The 21,337-nt window shown below is 42.7% G+C and carries 17 protein-coding genes; all 17 read left to right on the plus strand.

The annotated features are described in order from the left end of the window. Nucleotides 1–36: 36 nt before the first annotated feature. Nucleotides 37–4,596, plus strand: a complete 4,560-nt coding sequence (gltB, locus tag NQ503_RS06580) for a glutamate synthase large subunit (RefSeq protein WP_005426376.1) — start codon at nt 37–39, stop codon at nt 4,594–4,596. A 15-nt stretch (nt 4,597–4,611) separates the two neighbouring features. Continuing rightward, a complete protein-coding gene (locus tag NQ503_RS06585; RefSeq protein WP_005426378.1) occupies nt 4,612–6,096 on the plus strand; it encodes a glutamate synthase subunit beta in 1,485 nt (494 codons plus the stop codon). 128 nt (nt 6,097–6,224) lie between these two features. Further along, nucleotides 6,225–7,532 carry a type I glutamate--ammonia ligase gene (gene glnA / locus NQ503_RS06590; RefSeq protein ID WP_005426380.1) on the plus strand — a complete coding sequence of 436 codons (1,308 nt, stop codon included), beginning with the start codon at nt 6,225–6,227 and terminating at the stop codon, nt 7,530–7,532. Nucleotides 7,533–7,586: 54 nt separating this feature from the next. Further along, the gene (locus NQ503_RS06595) at nt 7,587–8,135 is read left to right on the plus strand and encodes an ANTAR domain-containing response regulator (protein WP_005426382.1); all 549 of its coding nucleotides are present in this window, start codon (nt 7,587–7,589) and stop codon (nt 8,133–8,135) included. Nucleotides 8,136–8,168: 33 nt separating this feature from the next. Continuing rightward, nucleotides 8,169–9,500 (plus strand): aspartate--tRNA(Asn) ligase, encoded by a 1,332-nt coding sequence (gene aspS / locus NQ503_RS06600; protein WP_044925894.1) that lies wholly within the window; start codon nt 8,169–8,171, stop codon nt 9,498–9,500. Nucleotides 9,501–9,523: 23 nt separating this feature from the next. Then, nucleotides 9,524–9,817, plus strand: coding sequence for an Asp-tRNA(Asn)/Glu-tRNA(Gln) amidotransferase subunit GatC (gene gatC / locus NQ503_RS06605; RefSeq protein ID WP_005426386.1), 294 nt, complete (start codon nt 9,524–9,526; stop codon nt 9,815–9,817). 44 nt (nt 9,818–9,861) lie between these two features. Next, on the plus strand, nt 9,862–11,337 hold the full coding sequence (gene gatA, locus NQ503_RS06610; protein ID WP_005426388.1) for an Asp-tRNA(Asn)/Glu-tRNA(Gln) amidotransferase subunit GatA: 1,476 nt from the start codon (nt 9,862–9,864) through the stop codon (nt 11,335–11,337). After that, a complete protein-coding gene (gatB, locus tag NQ503_RS06615; protein WP_005426390.1) occupies nt 11,334–12,779 on the plus strand; it encodes an Asp-tRNA(Asn)/Glu-tRNA(Gln) amidotransferase subunit GatB in 1,446 nt (481 codons plus the stop codon). Before gatA ends, gatB begins: the two co-directional genes overlap by 4 nt. Nucleotides 12,780–12,799: 20 nt before the next feature. Beyond that, on the plus strand, nt 12,800–14,014 hold the full coding sequence (locus NQ503_RS06620) for an LL-diaminopimelate aminotransferase (RefSeq protein ID WP_005426392.1): 1,215 nt from the start codon (nt 12,800–12,802) through the stop codon (nt 14,012–14,014). 177 nt (nt 14,015–14,191) lie between these two features. Next, the gene (locus NQ503_RS06625; protein WP_005426394.1) at nt 14,192–15,460 is read left to right on the plus strand and encodes a M18 family aminopeptidase; all 1,269 of its coding nucleotides are present in this window, start codon (nt 14,192–14,194) and stop codon (nt 15,458–15,460) included. A 19-nt stretch (nt 15,461–15,479) separates the two neighbouring features. Next, on the plus strand, nt 15,480–16,328 hold the full coding sequence (locus NQ503_RS06630; RefSeq protein ID WP_005426396.1) for a Cof-type HAD-IIB family hydrolase: 849 nt from the start codon (nt 15,480–15,482) through the stop codon (nt 16,326–16,328). Nucleotides 16,329–16,374: 46 nt separating this feature from the next. Next, complete coding sequence (locus tag NQ503_RS06635; protein WP_005426399.1) at nt 16,375–17,427, plus strand: tyrosine-protein phosphatase; 1,053 nt, start codon at nt 16,375–16,377, stop codon at nt 17,425–17,427. A 141-nt stretch (nt 17,428–17,568) separates the two neighbouring features. Beyond that, on the plus strand, nt 17,569–18,066 hold the full coding sequence (gene ilvN / locus NQ503_RS06640) for an acetolactate synthase small subunit (protein WP_005426400.1): 498 nt from the start codon (nt 17,569–17,571) through the stop codon (nt 18,064–18,066). 89 nt (nt 18,067–18,155) lie between these two features. After that, nucleotides 18,156–19,175, plus strand: coding sequence for a ketol-acid reductoisomerase (gene ilvC, locus NQ503_RS06645; protein WP_005426401.1), 1,020 nt, complete (start codon nt 18,156–18,158; stop codon nt 19,173–19,175). Between the two features lie 452 nt (nt 19,176–19,627). Beyond that, nucleotides 19,628–20,119, plus strand: coding sequence for a signal peptidase I (locus NQ503_RS06650; protein WP_005425582.1), 492 nt, complete (start codon nt 19,628–19,630; stop codon nt 20,117–20,119). A 1-nt stretch (nt 20,120) separates the two neighbouring features. Next, nucleotides 20,121–20,750 carry a TasA family protein gene (locus tag NQ503_RS06655; RefSeq protein WP_227234173.1) on the plus strand — a complete coding sequence of 210 codons (630 nt, stop codon included), beginning with the start codon at nt 20,121–20,123 and terminating at the stop codon, nt 20,748–20,750. A gap of 25 nt (nt 20,751–20,775) precedes the next feature. Further along, on the plus strand, nt 20,776–21,333 hold the full coding sequence (locus NQ503_RS06660; RefSeq protein ID WP_259893471.1) for a hypothetical protein: 558 nt from the start codon (nt 20,776–20,778) through the stop codon (nt 21,331–21,333). Nucleotides 21,334–21,337 lie beyond the last annotated feature (4 nt).

The following is a 21,337-nucleotide window of genomic DNA, read 5'->3' on the forward strand; positions in this document are numbered from 1 at the left end:
GTCTTGTTTTATTCCTGTCGCAGATAGAAAGGATAAATGACCATGCAGGAAGTAAGGAGAGAAGATCAGGGACTGTACCGTCGCGAATTCGAGCATGATAACTGCGGTATTGGTGCGGTTGTAAATATAAAAGGTAAAAAGACCCATGATACGGTTGCCAATGCGCTCAGAATCGTAGAACATCTGGAGCACCGTGCAGGTAAAGATGCAGAAGGTAAGACTGGTGACGGTGTCGGAATTCTTCTGCAGATTTCACATAAATTTTTCAAAAAAGCCTGTAAGAAAGAGGGCTTTGATATTGGTGGAGAAAGAGAATATGGTATTGCACAGTTCTTTTTCCCACAGCATGAGATCAAACGTGCACAGGCAAAGAAAATGTTCGAGATCATTGTGGAAAAAGAAGGCCTGGAACTTCTTGGCTGGAGAACTGTTCCGGTAATCCCGGAGGTGCTTGGACATAAAGCCAGAGAATGTATGCCTTACATTATGCAGGCATTTATCAAAAAACCAGATGAGGTAGAAAAAGGACTTCCGTTTGACCGTATGCTCTATATTGCACGTCGTGAGTTTGAACAGAGTAACGACAATACTTATGTAGTATCTATGAGCAGCCGTACGATCGTATACAAAGGTATGTTCCTGGTAGGACAGCTGAGAACATTCTTTGCTGATCTTCAGAACCCTGATTATGAGTCTGCAATTGCGATGGTTCATTCGAGATTCAGTACGAATACAAATCCGAGCTGGGAGAGAGCTCATCCGAACCGTTTTATGGTTCACAATGGTGAGATCAATACAATCCGTGGAAATGCAGATAAGATGCTTGCCAGAGAAGAAAATATGGAATCTCCATATCTGAAGGGACAGCTCCATAAGGTTCTTCCGGTCATTGACCGTAAGGGATCTGACTCAGCTATGCTTGACAATACTTTGGAATTCCTTGTAATGAGTGGAATGGAACTCCCACTTGCAGTGATGATCACTATTCCAGAACCGTGGGCTAACAATGATACAATCTCACAGGATAAGAGAGATTTTTATCAGTATTATGCAACTATGATGGAGCCATGGGATGGACCGGCGTCTATTCTTTTCTCTGATGGTGATGTCATGGGAGCTGTACTTGACCGTAATGGTCTGCGTCCGTCAAGATATTATATCACCTCTGACGGCTACATGATCCTGTCTTCAGAAGTTGGTGTTATGCCGATTCCGGAAGAGAAAATTGTTCTGAAAGAAAGACTCCATCCTGGAAAAATGCTTCTGGTAGATACCGTCGCAGGTAAGGTAGTCGATGACGATGAGCTGAAAGAAAAATATGCAGCTATGCAGCCATATGGAGAATGGCTGAACAGCAATCTGGTTCAGTTGAAAGATATCAAAATTCCGAATGTACGTATGGAAGAATATACACCGGAGCAGCGTGCACGCCTGCAGAAAGCATTTGGATATACTTACGAACAGTACCGTACTTCAATCAGAAATATGGCACTGAATGGAGCAGAAAGTATCGGTGCTATGGGTGTTGATACTCCACTGGCAGTACTCTCCAATCAGCATCGTCCTTTATTTGATTATTTTAAACAGCTTTTTGCACAGGTAACCAACCCGCCGATCGATGCTATCCGTGAGGAAATCGTAACCTCTACCAGTGTGTATGTTGGTAAAGACGGAAACCTTCTTGTACAGCAGCCAGAGAACTGTCATGTACTGAAGATCATGCATCCGATCCTTACAAATACAGATATGCTCAAGATCAAAACCATGAATCACGAAGGTTTTAAAGTTGCGGTTGTTTCTACCCTTTATTATAAGAGTACAAAGCTTGAGAGAGCAATTGATCGCCTTTTTGTTGAAGTTGATAAAGCATATCGTGATGGTGCAAACATCCTTGTACTTTCAGACCGTGGAGTAGACGAAAATCATATGCCGATTCCGTCACTACTGGCTGTTTCCGCAGTACATCAGCATCTTGTAAAAACGAAAAAAAGCACTTCTCTTGCAATCATTCTGGAATCAGGAGAACCAAGAGAGGTTCATCATTTTGCGACACTTCTTGGCTATGGCGCTAGTGCGATCAATCCATATCTTGCACTTGAGACAATCCGTGAACTGATCGATAATCGCATGCTTGATAAAGATTATTATGCAGCTGTAGAAGATTATAATCATGCAGTCTTAAGTGGTATTGTAAAGATTGCATCTAAAATGGGTATCTCAACGATCCAGTCTTATCAGGGTTCACAGATATTTGAGGCAATCGGTGTTTCACAGGATGTGATCGATAAGTACTTTACAGGTACTGTAAGCCGTGTAGGTGGAATCACTCTGGAAGATATTGAAGATAATGTTGAAAAACTGCACTCAGAAGCATTTGATCCATTAGGCTTGGATACGGATCTTACTCTGGACAGTGTCGGTGCACATAAAATGAGAAGCCAGGGTGAAGAGCATAAGTACAATCCACAGACAATTCATCTGCTTCAGGAATCTACCTGGACAGGCAGCTATGATCTGTTTAAACAGTATACTGCACTGGTAGACAAAGAAAGTCATGGAGCTCTTCGTGGACTTCTGGAATTTAACTATCCGGAAAATGCTATTCCGATCGAAGAAGTTGAAAGCGTAGACGATATCGTTAAGCGCTTTAAGACAGGTGCAATGTCCTATGGTTCTATCTCACAGGAAGCTCATGAGACTCTTGCAATTGCAATGAACCATCTGCATGGAAAATCCAATACAGGTGAAGGTGGAGAAAGTGCTGAACGTATCGCATCTGCAGGCAGTAAAGACGACCGTTGTTCTGCAATCAAGCAGGTAGCGAGCGGACGATTTGGAGTAACAAGCCGTTATCTGGTATCAGCAAGAGAAATCCAGATCAAGATGGCTCAGGGTGCAAAACCTGGTGAGGGTGGACATCTTCCGGCAAAGAAGGTGTATCCGTGGATTGCAAAGACACGTCATTCAACACCTGGTGTGTCCCTTATCTCCCCGCCGCCGCATCATGATATTTATTCCATCGAGGATCTGGCTCAGCTGATCTATGATTTGAAAAACTCTAACGTCTATGCAGACATTTCAGTAAAACTTGTCTCTGAGGCAGGTGTTGGTACAGTCGCGGCCGGCGTTGCAAAAGCTGGTGCACAGACCGTTCTGATCTCTGGTTATGACGGAGGAACAGGAGCAGCTCCGCGAAGCTCCATCCACAATGCAGGACTTCCATGGGAACTTGGACTGGCAGAAACTCATCAGACATTGATCATGAACGGACTGCGTAACCGTGTACGCATAGAGACAGATGGAAAGCTCATGAGTGGACGTGATGTGGTGATCGCAGCTCTTCTTGGAGCAGAGGAATTTGGATTTGCCACAGCACCGCTTGTAACTATGGGATGCGTCATGATGAGAGTATGTAACCTGGATACCTGTCCGGTTGGTGTGGCTACACAGAATCCGGAGCTTCGTAAGCGTTTCAGGGGAAAACCGGAATATGTAGAAAACTTTATGAGATTTATCGCTCAGGAAATGCGAGAATACATGGCACGTCTTGGTGTTCGTACGGTTGATGAAATGGTCGGACATACAGAGCTTCTTAAACAGTCTGCCGAGGCAGTTGCAGCGGAACCACATAAAGGCAAACTGGACCTCAGCGCAATCCTGAATAATCCATATGCAGGAAATGGTCAGAAGGTTACGTTTGATCCAAAAGCAGTTTATAATTTTGAACTTGAGAAAACTCTGGATGAAAAAGTGCTTCTTAAAAAATGTGCAAGAGCTATTTCAAAAGCGGAACATGTAGAACTGAATGTGGATGTCACTAATACAGACCGTACATTTGGCACGATCCTTGGTGCTGAGATCACCAGACAGACAGGAACAGGACTTCCGGATGATACAATTGTGGTCAACTGTCATGGAGCAGGTGGACAGAGCTTTGGTGCATTTATTCCTAAGGGTCTCACTCTGAATCTTACCGGTGACAGCAATGACTACTTTGGCAAAGGTTTGTCAGGTGGTAAGCTGATTGTGAAGGTACCTGAAAAGGCAGCTTATAAACCAGAAGAGAATATCATCATCGGAAACGTTGCCCTTTACGGTGCTACCAGCGGTTATGCTTTTATCAACGGTGTTGCAGGAGAACGTTTTGCAGTTCGTAACTCTGGTGCATATGCAGTTGTCGAAGGTGTTGGTGAACATGGCTGTGAATATATGACAGGTGGCCGTGTTGTAGTCCTTGGACGAACCGGAAAGAACTTTGCAGCAGGTATGAGCGGTGGTATTGCATACGTGCTGGATGTGGATAACAAACTGTATAAGAATATTAATAAAGCAATGATCTCTATTGAAAAAGTAGAGAATAAATATGATAAAAAAGAACTTCGTGATCTGATCGAAGCCCATGTTGCGGCTACCGGTTCTAAACTGGGAACAAAAGTACTTGATGACTTTGACTATTATCTGCCGCACTTTAAGAAACTTATTCCAAATGAATATAAGAAGATGATCACACTCAGCGCCAAACTGGAAGAAAAAGGATTGACAAGTGAGCAGGCGCAGATGGAAGCATTTTACGAAAGCATTGGAGCAAAGCATTAAGGAGGATGAGGAAACATGGGAAAGCCAACAGGATTTTTAGAGTATAAAAGAGAGACAGCCAGAGTGCTGCCGCCAAAGGTCCGGATTGCCAACTTCAATGAGTTCCGGACTCCTCTCAGCAAAGAAAAACAGAAAACACAGGGGGCGCGCTGCATGGCCTGCGGCGTACCTTTCTGCCAGTCAGGTATGATGCTTAATGGAATGGCTTCCGGCTGTCCACTGCATAACCTCGTACCGGAAACAAATGATCTGGTATATACAGGAAACTGGAAACAGGCATATTTAAGACTTTCCAAGACACATAGTTTTCCGGAGTTTACTTCCAGAGTGTGTCCGGCTCTTTGTGAGGCGGCATGTACCTGTAATCTGGACAGTGAGCCGGTATCTACAAAAGAGAATGAAAGAGCAATTATTGAAACTGCGTGGCAGGAAGGATGGGTAAAACCACAGATTCCACGCGTTCGTACAGGAAAGACGATCGCAGTAGTCGGAAGTGGTCCATCCGGTCTGGCAGCGGCACAGCAACTGAACCGAAGAGGACACAGTGTTACAGTTTATGAAAGAAGTGACAGACCTGGCGGACTTCTCCGTTACGGTATTCCGAATATGAAACTGGAAAAATCTGTCGTAGACAGAAGAATTCATCTGATGGAAGAAGAAGGTGTGAAGTTTGTTCTGAATACCAATGTCGGAAAAGATATCACTGCAGAAGAACTTCTTAAGAAATATGACCGCGTGATCCTTGCATGTGGAGCATCTAATCCGAGAGACATCAAAGTTCCGGGACGAGAAGCAAAAGGTATTTACTTTGCTGTAGATTTTCTTGGAAAAGTCACCAAGACACTTTTGGATTCCAATTTTGAAAAAACGCCATATGAACTTGCAAAAGACAAACACGTTCTTGTGATCGGTGGCGGTGATACCGGAAATGACTGTGTTGGAACAAGCATCCGTCTGGGCGCAAAATCTGTGATACAGCTGGAAATGATGCCAAAACCTCCGGCAGAGCGTGCGGCAAACAATCCGTGGCCTGAGTGGCCGAGAATCCTCAAAACGGACTATGGCCAGGAAGAGGCAATTGCAGTGTTTGGCCATGATCCGCGTGTATATCAGACAACGGTTACGGAGTTTATTGCAGATAAGAAAGGAAATGTCTGCAAGGCGAAGATCGTTAAACTAAAAAGTCAGAAAGATGAAAAGACAGGAAGAATGATGATGGTTCCGGTAGAAGGAACGGAAGAAGTCATTCCGGCAGATGTGGTTCTGATCGCAGCTGGATTCCTGGGAAGCCAAAAGTATGTAACAGATGCATTTAAAGTAGCACTTACCGGACGGACAAACGTTGAAACAAAACCAGAAGCTTATGAAACTTCTGTACCAAGAGTCTTCACGGCAGGCGATATGCACCGGGGACAGTCGCTGGTTGTATGGGCAATCCGTGAGGGCCGTGAGGCAGCAAGAGCTGTTGATGAGTCTCTGATGGGATATACAAATCTGTAAAAAGAGAGTTGACAAAGACCATGCAGGTTGCTATAATACCTGCATGAACAAGGGCGTTCTTTTGGAGGGTAACCCTCCGAAAGTGCGCCCCTTTTTTATTTATTTTTAAATTATAAGGAGAGAATGTTATGGGGAATTATACCAGAGAGGAAATATTACAGATGGTTGAGGATGAAGACGTAGAATTTATCCGTCTTCAGTTTACTGATATGTTTGGGGCAATCAAAAATATCGCTGTAACCGCTCGGGAACTTCCTCGGGCGTTGAATAATCAGTGTGTGATAGATGGAGAACAGATTGCAGGAACCTCCGGATTAAAAGATGCAGATCTGTATCTCAGACCTGTACTTGATACATTTGCAATCCTGCCGTGGCGTCCACAGCAGGGAAAAGTGGCACGAATGATCTGTGATCTGTATTTTCCTGATGGAACGCCATACAAAAACAGTCCAAGATATATTCTGGAAAATGTTGCCGGAAAAGCGCAGGCTGAGGGCTATACCTGCTACATTGATCCGGAATGTGAATTTTTCCTGTTCCATACAGAAGATAATGGAAATCCAACAACGGTGACACACGAGCAGGCCGGATATCTGGATATCAGTCCGCTGGATCTTGGAGAAAATGCAAGAAGAGATATGGTGCTTACATTGGAAGATATGGGAATGGAAGTTGAATCCTCTCATCACGAGGCAGCACCGGCTCAGCATGAAATTGATTTTCGGTATGGCGAGATCCGCAAGATTGCGGACTGCATTACTACTTTTAAGATGGCTGTTCGTATTGTGGCAAAGAGACATGGCCTTCATGCGACATTTATGCCGAAACCAAAGGCAGAAGTAAATGGATCAGGAATGCATATTCAGTTTTCGCTGATTAAAGACGGAAAGAATGTGTTTGAGAGTCAGTCAAATCATGGAGAACTCAGCCAGGAGGCTTACTATTTTATTGGAGGCCTGCTTGCACACAGTAAGGAAATGGCACTGATCACGAATCCGATCGTTAATTCATACAAACGACTTGTTCCGGGATATGATGCTCCGACAGAACTTACCTGGACAGAGAATAATCAGAATTCACTTGTTCGCATTCCAGTTACCAGAGGCGAAGGAATCAGAGTAGAACTTCGAAGTCCTGATACTTCCGCGAATCCGTATGTTGTTCTGGCAATCTGCCTGGCAGCAGGTCTGGATGGAATCAAAAACAAGATCACGCCGACGAAATCATCAAACCTTGCAATGCAGGGACAACAGGCGGAGCATCTTCCGTCAACGCTGAAAGAGGCAATTGACTATTTTGAGGAAAGTACATGGGTAAAGGATGTGCTGGGAGAAGAGTTCTGCAAACAGTATGTTGCAGCCAAGAAAAATGAATGGCTGCGATATATACAGCAGGTAACTGACTGGGAAATTGCAGAATATCTGTATCGCCTGTAAGTATGTGGTCTTGTAGGAGAAACGTATGAGGTCTGAAGGAGGAGAGACACTGGTATGAGCAGCATTGTTATTGCATTACCAAAAATAGAAGATGCCAGAAAAATCCGCGGTGTTCTGGAATGCCACGGATTAGCGGTAGCCTCTGTATGCAGTACTGCATCGAATGCTCTTTCCAGCGCATCTGAATTAGGAAATGGTGTTTTGATATGTGGGCATCGTCTTCCTGATATGAATTATCTGGATCTGGCAGAGTGTATGCCAAAAGATTTTGAAATGCTGCTTCTGGCGTCTGCGAGGGTGATATGTGAAGTACCACCATCGATTCTGTCAGTAGAAATGCCAATGAAAGCCAGTGACCTGATCAATACGGTAAATATGATTCTTATGCAGCAGGAACGTAAGCGACGCAAAGAGAAAAAGAAACCAAAGCTTCGTTCCGAGAAAGAACAGAATTATATATCCAATGCAAAAATGATGCTGATGCAGCGAAATCACCTGAGTGAGGACGATGCATACCGGTATATCCAGAAATCAAGTATGGATTCCGGAACCAATATGGTAGAAACAGCACAGATGCTTCTGATGCTGTTATACGAAAGTTAAATAAAAAAGACTAGATATATGGAGGATGAGGAAATGGAGTTTTTGAACGGTATTTGCAAAAAAGAAGTAACCGAGTGGGATGAACTGACTGGTACTTCTCTCTTAAATCAGGAAGTAGTTCTGGAAGGAGCCGTTCACAGCATCCGTAATATGGGCGATGTGGCTTTTGTGATCCTGAGAAGAAGCGAGGGACTTTTTCAGACTGTTGTAGAAAATGAAAAAGCAAATCTTTCCATTCATGATCTGAAAGAGGCTATGACTCTCCGTGTGAAAGGAATTCTCCATGAGGAAGAACGAGCACCTCATGGAAGAGAAGTCCGTGTTCAGGAGATCGAGATTCTTTCATCACCGGCGGAACCAATGCCGCTGGCAATTGATAAATGGAAATTAAATACATCTCTGGAGGCAAAACTGAATTTACGTCCGATCGCACTCCGTAATATTCAGGAGCGTTCTAAATTCAAGATTCAGGAAGCTCTGGTACGTGCGTTCCGTGATTTCCTCTATGAGCAGGGCTTTACAGAAATTCATACACCTAAGATCGGAGCAAGAGGTGCCGAGGGTGGAGCAAACCTGTTTAAATTCAGCTATTTCCACAAACCGGCTGTATTGGCACAGAGCCCACAGTTTTATAAACAGATGATGGTGGGTGTGTTTGACAGGGTATTTGAAACAGGTCCGGTATTCCGTGCAGAAAAACATAACACGAAACGTCATTTGAACGAATATACCAGTCTCGATTTTGAAATGGGTTATATCGATGGATTTGAAGACATTATGGGTATGGAGACGGGATTCCTTCAATATGCAATGGAACTTCTGAAGAAGGATTATGCAAAAGAACTTCAGATTCTGAATATTCAGCTTCCAAAAGTAGATCAGATTCCAACAGTTCGTTTTGATAAAGCAAAGGAACTGGTTTCCGAAAAATATAATCGTAAGATCCGCAATCCATATGATCTGGAACCGGAAGAAGAAGCTCTGATCGGAAGATATTTCAAAGAAGAATACGATGCAGATTTTGTATTTGTTACACATTATCCGTCGAAGAAACGTCCATTCTATGCAATGGATGATCCGCAGGATGATAAATTCACACTGAGTTTTGACCTTCTGTTCCATGGACTGGAAGTTACAACAGGCGGTCAGCGAATCCACGACTATAATCAGCTGAAAGCAAAGATCGCTGCACGAGGTATGGAAGAAGAAGGTATGGAACAGTATCTGGATACCTTCAAACACGGTATGCCACCTCACGGAGGACTTGGTATCGGTCTGGAACGTCTGACTATGCAGCTTCTTGGTGAGGAAAATGTCCGTGAGGCATGTCTGTTCCCGAGAGATCTGAACAGACTGGAACCGTAACTGTTTGCAGGGAGGAAAAAATAATGGCAAAGATCATAGATGATGAAACAATTGAAAATGTATGTATTCTGGCGAAGCTCTCTCTCAGCAATGAGGCTAAGGAAAAAGCAAAAGAAGACATGCAGAAAATGCTGGATTATGTAGAAAAACTGGATGAGTTGGATACAGATGGTGTGGAACCGCTGTCTCATATTTTTGGTGATAAGAATGTATTCCGTGACGATGTTGTGACAAATGGAGACAACAAGGAAGCAATGCTTATGAATGCACCGAAAGCAAAAGAAGGACAGTATCAGGTACCGAAGACGATCGGATAATGAAAAGGAATTCAGACAGAGAATTCATATAGAGGAGAAAGATTATGGAACTGGAATCGATGACAGCTCTGGAGCTGGCGGCAAAGATCAGACAGCGGGAAGTCAGCGTCCTGGATGGTGTGAAGGAAGTCTTTGACCAGATTGAGAGCAAAGAAGATAAAGTGCATGCATATCTTGATACGTATAAAAAAGAAGCATATGCACGTGCAAAAGAAGTAGAAAAAGGAATTCAGGATGGAACATATACAGGACCGCTGGCCGGTGTTCCGATTGCGGTGAAGGATAATATCTGTATAAAAGGTAAAAAAACGACCTGTGCATCAAAGATACTTGAGAATTTTGTGCCGCAGTATAATGCAGAAGTAATTGATCGTCTGGAAAAAGCAGGGATGATCATTATCGGAAAGACAAACATGGATGAATTCGCAATGGGAAGTACTACAGAGACTTCTGCCTATGGAGTTACAAGAAATCCATGGAATCTGGAACATGTGCCGGGAGGTTCATCCGGCGGTTCCTGTGCTGCTGTAGCGGCTGGAGAAACGTTTATGGCACTTGGGTCTGATACTGGTGGTTCCATCCGTCAGCCAAGTTCTTTCTGCGGTGTGACTGGAATCAAACCGACGTATGGAACCGTATCCCGTTATGGTCTGGTTGCCTATGCTTCTTCACTGGATCAGATCGGGCCGGTGGGAAAAAATGTAGCAGATTGTGCGGCACTTCTGGAAGTGATTTCCGGACATGATCCAAAAGACAGTACATCTCTGGATAGAACAGATCTGACATTTTCCAGGAGCGTGGAAGAAAAGAAACTTCTGGGAATGAAGTTTGGTGTACCGAAAGAATTTCTTGCCAGGGGCCTTGATCCGGAAGTTAAAGAATCTTTCATGAATACACTGAAAACATTGACAGAACAGGGAGCAATCGTTGAATTTTTCTCTGTAGAGACGATGGAATATATGATTCCTGCATATTACATTATTGCCAGTGCAGAGGCAAGCTCTAATCTGGAACGTTTTGATGGTGTAAAATATGGATATCGTGCAGCTGAATATGAAGGGTTGCATGATATGTACAAAAAGACAAGAACAGAAGGTTTCGGTGAAGAAGTAAAACGTCGTATCATGCTTGGATCGTTTGTTCTAAGCTCCGGTTATTATGATGCATACTATCTGAAAGCACTTCGTACAAAAGCTCTGATCAAGCAGGAGTTTGATCAGGCATTTGAAAAATATGATGTGATCCTGGCTCCGGCTGCTCCATACACAGCACCGAAGATCGGAGAGAGCCTCAAAGATCCGCTTGCAATGTATCTTGGTGATATTTATACGGTTGCCGTAAATTTATGCGGCCTTCCGGGAATCACAGTTCCGTGTGGTCAGGATAAGGCTGGAATGCCGATTGGTATTCAGATGATCGGTGACTGTTTTGGAGAACATAAGATTCTCCGTGCAGCAGCTGCTTATGAAGCAGTGAGGGGCGCTTTCCCTGCTCCGGAGAAAGGAGGCAAAAAGGCATGAAACAGTATGAAACAGTCATTGGCCTTGAGGTCCATGTAGAACTTGCGACAAAAACAAAAATTTTCTGCGGATGCTCCACGGAATTCGGGGGAGCACCGAATACACATACCTGTCCGGTCTGCACCGGTATGCCGGGGTCTCTGCCGGTACTGAATAAGAAAGTAGTAGAATTTGCACTCAAAGCAGGAATCGCAGCAAACTGCCAGATCAATCAGTATTGCAAATTTGACAGAAAGAATTATTTCTATCCAGATAACCCGCAGAACTATCAGATTTCTCAGCTGTATCTGCCAATCTGTCATGATGGCTGGGTAGAGATTGAGACATCTGCCGGAAAGAAAAAGGTACGTATCCATGAGATGCATATGGAAGAGGATGCCGGCAAACTGATCCATGATGAATGGGAAGACTGTTCCCTTGTGGATTATAACCGAAGTGGTGTTCCGCTGATCGAAATCGTATCTGAACCAGATATGAGAAGTTCAGAGGAAGTTATTGCCTATCTGGAAAAACTTCGCTGTATGATGCAGTATCTTGGTGTATCTGACTGTAAACTCCAGGAAGGATCTATGCGTGCAGATGTCAACCTTTCTGTGCGTGAGGTAGGAAGTGAAGCGTTCGGAACCAGAACTGAGATGAAAAACCTGAACTCTTTCAAAGCAATTGCAAGAGCGATTGAAGGAGAAAGAGAACGTCAGATCGAACTGATCGAAGAGGGCAGAGCTGTTGTACAGGAAACACGTCGCTGGGATGACAACAAAGAATCTTCTCATGCAATGCGTTCCAAAGAAGATGCAAAAGATTATCGTTATTTCCCAGATCCGGATCTTCCGCCAATCCATATCTCCGATGCATGGATTGAAGAGCTGCGTGAATCACAGCCGGAACTTCGTGAAGAAAAACAGCTTCGCTATCAGTCTGAATATGATCTTCCGGCATATGATGCAGGAATCCTTACGGAATCCAGACATCTGTCCATGTTGTTTGAGGAAGTGGCAAAACTTTGCGGCAGCCCGAAAAAAGCAGCAAACTGGTTTATGGGAGAAGTTCTCCGTCTGACCAAGGATAAAGCTCTGGATGTGGAAAAAGTTTCCTTTACACCGGAGCATCTGGCTGATCTGATCCAGATAGTGGAAAAGAAAGAAGTCAGCGCACAGAATGCAAAGAAAGTTTTTGAAAAAGTTTTCGAAGAAGATATTGATCCGGTAAGTTACATTGAGGAACATGGTCTGAAGATCGTTGAAGATACCGGTCTGCTCAATGATACTCTTCAGAAGATCCTGGATGAGAACCCGGGACCACTTGAGGAGCTGCTTGGCGGTAAAGAAAAAGTCTTTGGTTTCTTTGTTGGAAAGATGATGCGCGAACTGAAAGGTAAGGCAAGTCCGGATGCAGTACGCGAGGCACTTGTCAAAGAAGTTGAAAAAAGAAAAAATCAGTAAATTACAGGAGAATAAATATTATGGTAACGGTTAATAAAAATTATCTGAAATTACCAGGCAGTTATCTTTTTTCTACAATTGCAAAAAAAGTAGCTGCCTATCAGGAAGCAAACCCGGATGTTCAGATCGTCCGTCTTGGTATTGGTGATGTCACACAGCCTCTGGCTCCGGCGATCATAGATGCACTCCACAAATCTGTAGATGAGATGGCTCATGCAGAGACATTTCATGGCTATGCACCGGATCTTGGATATGAATTTTTAAGAAGTGCAATCGTAAAAAATGATTATGAGGCACGCGGCTGCCAGATCAGTGCGGATGAAATCTTTGTATCTGACGGTGCAAAGAGTGATTCCGGAAATATTCAGGAAATTTTTGGAACAGAGAACAAAGTTGCAGTCTGCGATCCGGTATATCCTGTATATGTAGATACGAATGTCATGGCAGGACGCACCGGTGATTATAATAAGAAAAACGAAAACTTTGATGGTGTGATCTATATGCCTTGCCTGGAATCAAATGGATTTCTTCCGGAACTGCCTGTAGAGACACCGGATCTGATCTATCTCTGTTTTCCGAATAATCCAAGTGGTGCAGCAATCACAAAAGATAAACTGCAGGAATGGGTAGATTATGCAAATGAAAATGGTTCTGTGATCATTTACGATGCCGCTTATGAAGCATATATTACAGAAGAAAATGTTCCGCACAGTATTTATGAGTGTGAAGGTGCACGCACCTGTGCGATCGAACTGCGCAGCTTTTCCAAAAATGCCGGATTTACAGGTGTTCGCCTTGGATTTACGGTTGTTCCGAAAGATCTGGTAAGAGAAGGCGTTGCACTGCATGATCTGTGGGCAAGACGTCATGGAACAAAATTTAATGGTGCACCATACATCGTACAGCGCGCAGGTGAAGCTGTTTATTCACCAGAAGGAAAAGCACAGCTGAAAGAACAGGTTGCATATTATATGAGAAATGCCCATACGATCTATAACGGACTTAAAAAGGCTGGATATTCTGTATCCGGTGGCGTAAATGCTCCATATATCTGGCTGAAGACACCAAACAATATGAGTTCCTGGGATTTCTTTGATTATCTTCTTGAAAATGCACATGTAGTAGGAACTCCTGGTTCAGGCTTTGGAGCGCATGGCGAAGGCTTCTTCCGACTGACTGCGTTCGGAAGCTATGAGAATACACAGGAGGCACTTAGAAGAATCAAGGCCTTATAAATTTGTATAAAGAATAGAGCGAAAAAGCTTCAAAAGAGGTGGTTTTTGACAAACTGCCTCTTTTTCGTTGCCATAGAAAAAAATATACCGTATAATCTTAATGCATATATTTTTTATCAAGAACGTAGCCGGATTTTATGAAATACAACCGGATACCGGTCAAAGGAGTTGTAATAGATGTACATAGAAACAACAGAAAAACTGCTTGATTTTATAGAGAAAAGTCCAACAGCATTTCAGGCAGTGGACGAAATGCAGAAGAGATTAACAGAAAATGGATTTGAAGTGCTTTCGGAAAAAGAATACTGGAAGCTGGTTCCGGGAGGAAAATATCTGGTGACCAGAAATCATTCTGCTCTGATTGCTTTCTGTATCCCGGAAAAGGAATCCAGAGTATTTCATATCATGGCGAGTCACAGCGATTCACCATCTTTTAAGATCAAGGAAAATCCGGAAATAAAAGTGGATAACAGTTATGTAAAACTAAATGTGGAAAAATATGGCGGAATGTTGATGGCACCATGGTTTGACAGACCACTTTCGGTTGCTGGAAGAGTGATCATCCGCAGAAATGACGGACTGGAAGAAAAACTGGTAGATATAAAGCGTGATCTGGTAATGATTCCGAATCTCGCAATCCATATGAATCGTGAAGCGAATAATGGTGTGGCTTATAATCCACAGAAAGATCTTCAGCCATTATTTGCAGCGGGAAATACAGATCGGACATTGCTTGAAATCATTGCTGAACAGGTTGGCATCAAAAAGGAAGACATTATCAGTCATGATCTGTTTTTATATAATCGCATGCCGGGAACTGTCTGGGGTGCGGACAGGGAATTTGTTTCATCTGCACGTCTGGATGATCTGCAGTGTGCATTTGCTTCCATGGAAGGATTGCTTCGTGCGCAGAATTATGGATCAATTGCAGTGCATTGTGTGATGGATAATGAGGAAGTCGGAAGCGGAACAAAGCAGGGAGCTGCGTCAACATTCCTGAAAGATACGCTTCTTCGTATCAATATGGGACTTGGAAGGACTTACGAAGAATATCTGATGACATTGGCTGGAAGTTTTATGGTTTCTGCGGATAATGCACATGCACTTCATCCGAACTATACGGATAAGACAGATCCGACCAATCATCCGGTACTGAACAAGGGAATTGTCATTAAATTTAATGCAAATCAAAAATACTGTACCGATGCAGTATCAGCAGCGCTATTTAAGGAGTTGTGTACAAAAGCCGGTGTACCATATCAGACTTTTGTAAACCGTTCTGACATTGCAGGGGGCTCAACTCTGGGAAATATTTCCAATACGCAGGTCCCGATGAATACGGTGGATATCGGTCTGCCTCAGCTGGCCATGCATTCACCATATGAGACCGCCGGCGTGAAGGATACCGAATACCTGGTCAGAGCAGCAGAAGAACTTTTTGCGTAAAAGTTTTGGATGAAATATTATGCAGAAGAAATGGCAGAACGAAAAGAAGGACAGAATGATGAGCGATAAAAAAGCAGTTTTTTTTGATGCAGATGGGACAATCTGTGATATAGAAAAAGGAGTACCAGACAGTGCGATAGAATCAATTAAGAAACTGATTGCAAACGGGCATCAAGCATGGCTGTGTACGGGCAGAAGCCGTGCATTTGTGCCGTGGTATCTTGAACGGATTCCATTTACAGGGATGATCAGCGCATGTGGTGCTACGATTGAAAAAGATGGAAAAAGACTTTATAACAATGAAATGACGCCGGAAGTAGCTGAAAAGTCTGTGGAGATTCTTCGAAAATATGGACTGATTCCAGTAATGGAAGGTGCAGATTATATGTATTATGACAAAGATGAATATACCACAGAGGTAAACTGGTATGCGGATCTGATCACAGAAGCTCTTGGACCAAAATGGCGTCCGATCAGAGGCAATGAACACTGTATGCATATCAATAAGATCAGTGCCAAGATGCAGGACGGATGTGATGCGGATCAGGCTTGCAGAGAACTGTCTCCATACTATGATGTGATCCGTCATGAAAATAATGCATTTGTCGGAACTACGGTCGAACTGGTTCCAAAGGGATGCAATAAGGCAGTTGGAATTGCAGCGGTGTGCAGGAGCTTTGGAATAGAATGGGAAGATACCGTAGTATTTGGAGACAGCAACAATGACCTTTCTATGTTTGAATATGCGTCCACAAAAGTTGCTATGGGTAATGGTTCGCCTAAAATCAGGGAACTGGCAGATTATGTTACAACAGATATGTTCCACTATGGAATTCAAAACGGGCTTACAAAACTTGGACTTATCTGAGCAGTGTAAATACAGTGTACAGTAGAGTTATATAGAGGGAGAGATTATGAAATACGGGAAAATAAGAATAGAGGATGGCAACTTTATTTTTTCCAAACATATGATGATGAATTATCTGCCGTGCAAAGATATCATCTGGGCATACAAACGAAAAGAAGGCGTAGAAGGTGGGGCACAGAAGCAATACAGTACCAGTTCACTGGTGATCATTACACGAAGAAAGAAAAGATATCAGTTTGAGATGACGGACAGGGAGATACAGAACTGTATACAGCTTATGCGGGCCCTGAATCCTCAGATGGTAACAGGGTTTCCTCAGGGAAGCCGGATTCCGATGCAAAGTCTTCCGAATACCAGAGATCTTGGTGCATTAGAAACAGAGGATGGCAGACATATTCTGCCGAAACGCCTTCTTCGTAGCGGAAGTCTGTATCATATATCTATTACGGATCAAGATATGCTGACACATGAATATCATCTTTCTACGGTTGTGGATTTCAGAACCCGGATGGAATGTCTGGAAAAGCCGGATACTATTATTGAGGGTGTACAATATCATGAGATTCCGATCGTTGACGAGGAAACACTGGGAATTACCAGATTAGGAAGCCCGACAGAACTTCTGAGGAATTTTAAAGAAATTCCTGAAGAATTCATGCTGAAGCAATATGAATCATTGGTTCATGATGAATACAGCATCAAACAGTATGCACGTTTTCTGGATGTACTTCTGCATCAGAATGAGGGAGCTGTGCTCTGGCACTGCAGTGCAGGTAAAGATCGTGTCGGTGTAGGAACCGCTCTTCTTCTCTGCGCATTGGGAGTACCGAAAAAAACGATTTACGAGGATTTTATGAAAACAAACATGTATCTGGATAAAGAAATGGAATATATGATTCGTTTTCTTGAAACCAAAATGATCGTGGACAATCAGGTCATGGATAAGATACGTCTGTTTTACAGAGTCAAGGAAGAGTATCTGGATATCGTATTTGAAACAATAAAAAAAGATTTTGGTTCCATGGATATGTTTATGAAAAAGGCTCTTTATATGAATCCCAAAAACATCGAAGTCTTACGAAAAAAATATCTTGTATAAAAATGCATAAAATGTCAAAAAAATGCAATGTATACAAAATTTTTCGTTGACAAACGATTTAATGTTGCTATAATAAAAAACATGCAAACAATTTTACAATGGAATTGTTTACAAGTTTAAAGTGTTGAAAGCAGGTGCGTTATGCAGAAGAGAATTTTGTCCCTGTTAGTAGATAACACTGCAGGTGTACTGAGCCGTATTTCCGGACTGTTTAGCCGCAGAGGTTATAATATTGACAGCCTGACAGTCGGCGTGACTGCGGATGAACGTTATTCCAGAATGACTGTTGTATGCAGTGGTGATTCCATGATTTTGGAACAGATTACCAAACAGCTTGCGAAGCTGGTTGATGTAAGAGACATCAAGGTTCTTGAGCCTGATAACAGTGTGAGCAGAGAACTGGTTCTTGTCAAAGTTGCAGCCAGACCGGAGCAGCGGGAGGGAATCATTTCTATTGCAAATATTTTTCGTGCCAATGTCATTGATGTTGGGAAGACTTCTCTGGTCATTGAGATGACAGGAAGTAAGAGTAAGTTAGGTGCTTTTATTGATCTCCTTGGTGAATATGAGATACTTGAACTTGCAAGAACTGGTATCACAGGACTTTCCAGAGGTGCCAGTGATGTAAAATTCCTGTAGGATATTTTACATACTGTTTTTAGTTTGCTAAGGGGTACTGCCCTTTAACGATAAATATTATTTTACAAATAGCTTAGGAGGAAACAAAGATGGCAAACAGGATTTTTTACCAGGAAGACTGTAATTTAGGATTATTGGATGGTAAGACCATTGCAATTATCGGCTATGGCAGCCAGGGACACGCACATGCACTTAACTTAAAAGAATCAGGCTGCAATGTCATTATTGGTCTGTATGAAGGAAGTAAGTCCTGGAAGAGAGCCGAAGAGCAGGGCTTTAAAGTATATACAGCAGCAGAGGCTGCAAAACAGGCAGATATCATCATGATTCTGATCAATGATGAAAAACAGGCAGATATGTACAAAAAAGACATCGAGCCAAACCTTGAAGAGGGTAACATGCTGATGTTCGCTCATGGTTTCAACATTCATTTTGGATGTATCGTTCCACCAAAGAATGTAGATGTTACTATGATCGCACCAAAGGCACCAGGACATACAGTAAGAAGCGAATATCAGGCTGGAAAAGGAACTCCTTGTCTGGTTGCAGTAGAACAGGACTATACAGGAAAAGCGCTTGACAGAGCACTTGCATATGGTCTTGCTATTGGTGGAGCAAGAGCTGGTCTTCTTGAAACAACATTCCGTACAGAAACAGAAACAGACCTCTTCGGTGAGCAGGCAGTTCTCTGTGGTGGTGTTGTTGCACTTATGCAGGCTGGTTTCGAAACTCTTTGCGAAGCTGGATATGACCCGAGAAATGCATATTTCGAATGTATCCATGAAATGAAACTGATCGTAGACCTGATCTATCAGTCTGGATTCAAGGGAATGAGATACTCTATCTCCAACACAGCTGAATACGGTGACTACATCACAGGACCGAAGATCGTTACAGCAGAAACAAAGAAGGCAATGAAACAGATCCTGACAGATATCCAGGATGGTACATTTGCAAAAGACTTCCTGCTTGATATGTCTGACGCTGGAAGACAGGTTCACTTCAAAGCAATGAGAAAACTTGCTTCTGAACATCCGTCAGAAAAAGTTGGTGAAGAAATCCGTAAACTGTACAGCTGGAATGGCGAAGACAAACTGATCAACAACTAAGTAAATTTTCGTAAGGAAATTTACGCTACTCAAACGAAGTGTAACGGAGTTTGAGGTTCACGTATTAAATACGATTATAGAAACGGCATGTTCAATTTTTGTTGGACATGTCGTTTTTTGTTATATCAGATGTGAGATGACTCCCACCTCTGCAGGTGGTGAGCAACAAAATTATATCAGTGGTGGGATTCAATCTCCCATCTGATATAGCCTCCGGCAGGATTGCAGAGATGCACAGAAGAATATGTCATGCATTGCATGACGTGCATCTCGCAGCAAGAATGCCGAGGGCATTCTTGAATCTTCTGTCAGAATATGACGAACGAATTTTATTGACATTTAATGCCACAGAGCATAAGATAAAGGCATCTTAAGACAATCTTTTTATCAATTCATGCAGATCTGCAAACAATCCATTTTAGATTTACAAAATAACACAGGAAAGGAGAAATATGAGAACGGCAGAAAAAGCCGGAAGAATTTTTTTTACACTGATCGGGATATTGGGTGTGATGTTGCTGCTTCTTCCACAGATTGGTATTTCTGTTGATTCGATCATGTCAGGGTCAATGGAGCCGGTACTGAGAACAGGAGGAATCGTTTTTACGGATACGAAGGAACGAAGACCGGAAATTGGTGATATTGTTACTTATCAGGTCGGTGAAACCAGAGTGACACACAGAGTGATCCGAAAAGAACACAAAGGATATGTAACAAAAGGTGATGCAAACAATAGGGAAGATCCGACGGTTGTGACTGCAGATCAGATTATAGGTAAAGTGATATTTTCGCTTCCCTGTCTTGGTTATGCAGCAGTATTTGTCAGACAGAGAACGATATTTGGAATACTGACAGTCATGATCTTACAGGAAATGTTTTTCCTGCTTATACAATGGAAAGGAGAGCGCAGCAGAAAAAGCGCAGAAAGAATCTATGAAAAATAACATGAAAAAAATTTTACTTCTGACAGGTGTTTTATGTCTGGCTTCAGTTGGTGGAGTATCCGCATATCTGACAGACTATGATAAGGTTTCCAATCAGTTTACAGTAGGAAAGGTAGATGTGGAACTGACAGAAGATAACTGGAAACCTGATGACCATAAAAAGATAGAGCCGGGAAAGGTAATCAGTAAAGATCCAAGGATTAAAAATACCGGAATTAATGATGCTTATGCATATCTGGAAGTTTCAATACCGACAGCAAATGTGATTGCGGCGGCAGATAATGGAAGCCGGCTGGAAAAAAGGGTACAGGAACTTTTTTCATTTCAGTCAAAAGCCAGCTGGACAAAACTGAATTCACAGAAGGTTGGAAATAATCAGGTATATGTTTTTGCGTATAATAAAATTCTGAAACCGCAGGAAACAACAGAATCGCTATTTGACACGGTGAAATTCCTGAATATCATTGAAGGACAGCTGGATGGTCAGCAGTTGGAAATTCCGGTAAGAGCTTATGCAATCCAGGCATCCTACACCGGAGGTGATGCTGAGAATGTGGTTGAACAGGCAAGAAGTGCATATCAGAAATATGTAGATCAGAACAAAAACCAGCCGGGACAAGTTACAGAATAATAATGTGGAAAGCAGGTGATAACATATGACAGGCAAAAAAAGAATATTTGCCGGTATGGGGATTTTGCTGGGAGTCCTTGTCGGAGTGCAGGGAACCGCTGCTTATCAGTCTGCATATGATAAGGCTGTAAATATTGTGACACCAGGAAATATTTCATCAGAAATTGGAGAGGACTTTCCGAATCCACCCACGATCGTTCCGGATAAGGATATTGACATAGCCAAGAAAATATGGGTGTCAAACAATCCTTCCGGACAGAACCAGACCGGTACAGACTGTTATGTACGTGTGGCTGTCGGATATTCAAACAGCGATATTGGAAAAGCTGTTACTATGAAAAATACAGATAGCGAAAATTGGATTTACGGAGATGATGGATTTTATTATTACAAAAAGATCCTCAGGGAAGGTGAGTCAACAACACAGCTTTGCACAGGATTTCTTATTGATCATGCCAGAGTTGAAAAAAAATACTGGAAACTGTTGAATGAATTCCAAATACATGTATATCAGGAATCGGTAGAAGCAAGACCGTTTGATAATTATCAGAAAGCCTGGGAGTATTATACTGGTGAATTATAAAAGG

This window comes from Blautia obeum ATCC 29174 (assembly GCF_025147765.1).
GTDB classification, from domain to species: Bacteria; Bacillota; Clostridia; order Lachnospirales; family Lachnospiraceae; genus Blautia_A; species Blautia_A obeum.

Coding starts and splice junctions, on each gene's coding strand:
- glnA (WP_005426380.1), top strand. CDS start 6,225: ATGGGGAATTATACCAGAGAGGAAATATTACAGATGGTTGAGGATGAA.
- gatC (WP_005426386.1), top strand. CDS start 9,524: ATGGCAAAGATCATAGATGATGAAACAATTGAAAATGTATGTATTCTG.
- NQ503_RS06585 (WP_005426378.1), top strand. CDS start 4,612: ATGGGAAAGCCAACAGGATTTTTAGAGTATAAAAGAGAGACAGCCAGA.
- aspS (WP_044925894.1), top strand. CDS start 8,169: ATGGAGTTTTTGAACGGTATTTGCAAAAAAGAAGTAACCGAGTGGGAT.
- NQ503_RS06655 (WP_227234173.1), top strand. CDS start 20,121: ATGAAAAAAATTTTACTTCTGACAGGTGTTTTATGTCTGGCTTCAGTT.
- NQ503_RS06595 (WP_005426382.1), top strand. CDS start 7,587: ATGAGCAGCATTGTTATTGCATTACCAAAAATAGAAGATGCCAGAAAA.
- NQ503_RS06660 (WP_259893471.1), top strand. CDS start 20,776: ATGACAGGCAAAAAAAGAATATTTGCCGGTATGGGGATTTTGCTGGGA.
- ilvC (WP_005426401.1), top strand. CDS start 18,156: ATGGCAAACAGGATTTTTTACCAGGAAGACTGTAATTTAGGATTATTG.
- gltB (WP_005426376.1), top strand. CDS start 37: ATGACCATGCAGGAAGTAAGGAGAGAAGATCAGGGACTGTACCGTCGC.
- NQ503_RS06630 (WP_005426396.1), top strand. CDS start 15,480: ATGCAGAAGAAATGGCAGAACGAAAAGAAGGACAGAATGATGAGCGAT.
- gatB (WP_005426390.1), top strand. CDS start 11,334: ATGAAACAGTATGAAACAGTCATTGGCCTTGAGGTCCATGTAGAACTT.
- NQ503_RS06635 (WP_005426399.1), top strand. CDS start 16,375: ATGAAATACGGGAAAATAAGAATAGAGGATGGCAACTTTATTTTTTCC.
- NQ503_RS06650 (WP_005425582.1), top strand. CDS start 19,628: ATGAGAACGGCAGAAAAAGCCGGAAGAATTTTTTTTACACTGATCGGG.
- gatA (WP_005426388.1), top strand. CDS start 9,862: ATGGAACTGGAATCGATGACAGCTCTGGAGCTGGCGGCAAAGATCAGA.
- NQ503_RS06625 (WP_005426394.1), top strand. CDS start 14,192: ATGTACATAGAAACAACAGAAAAACTGCTTGATTTTATAGAGAAAAGT.
- ilvN (WP_005426400.1), top strand. CDS start 17,569: ATGCAGAAGAGAATTTTGTCCCTGTTAGTAGATAACACTGCAGGTGTA.
- NQ503_RS06620 (WP_005426392.1), top strand. CDS start 12,800: ATGGTAACGGTTAATAAAAATTATCTGAAATTACCAGGCAGTTATCTT.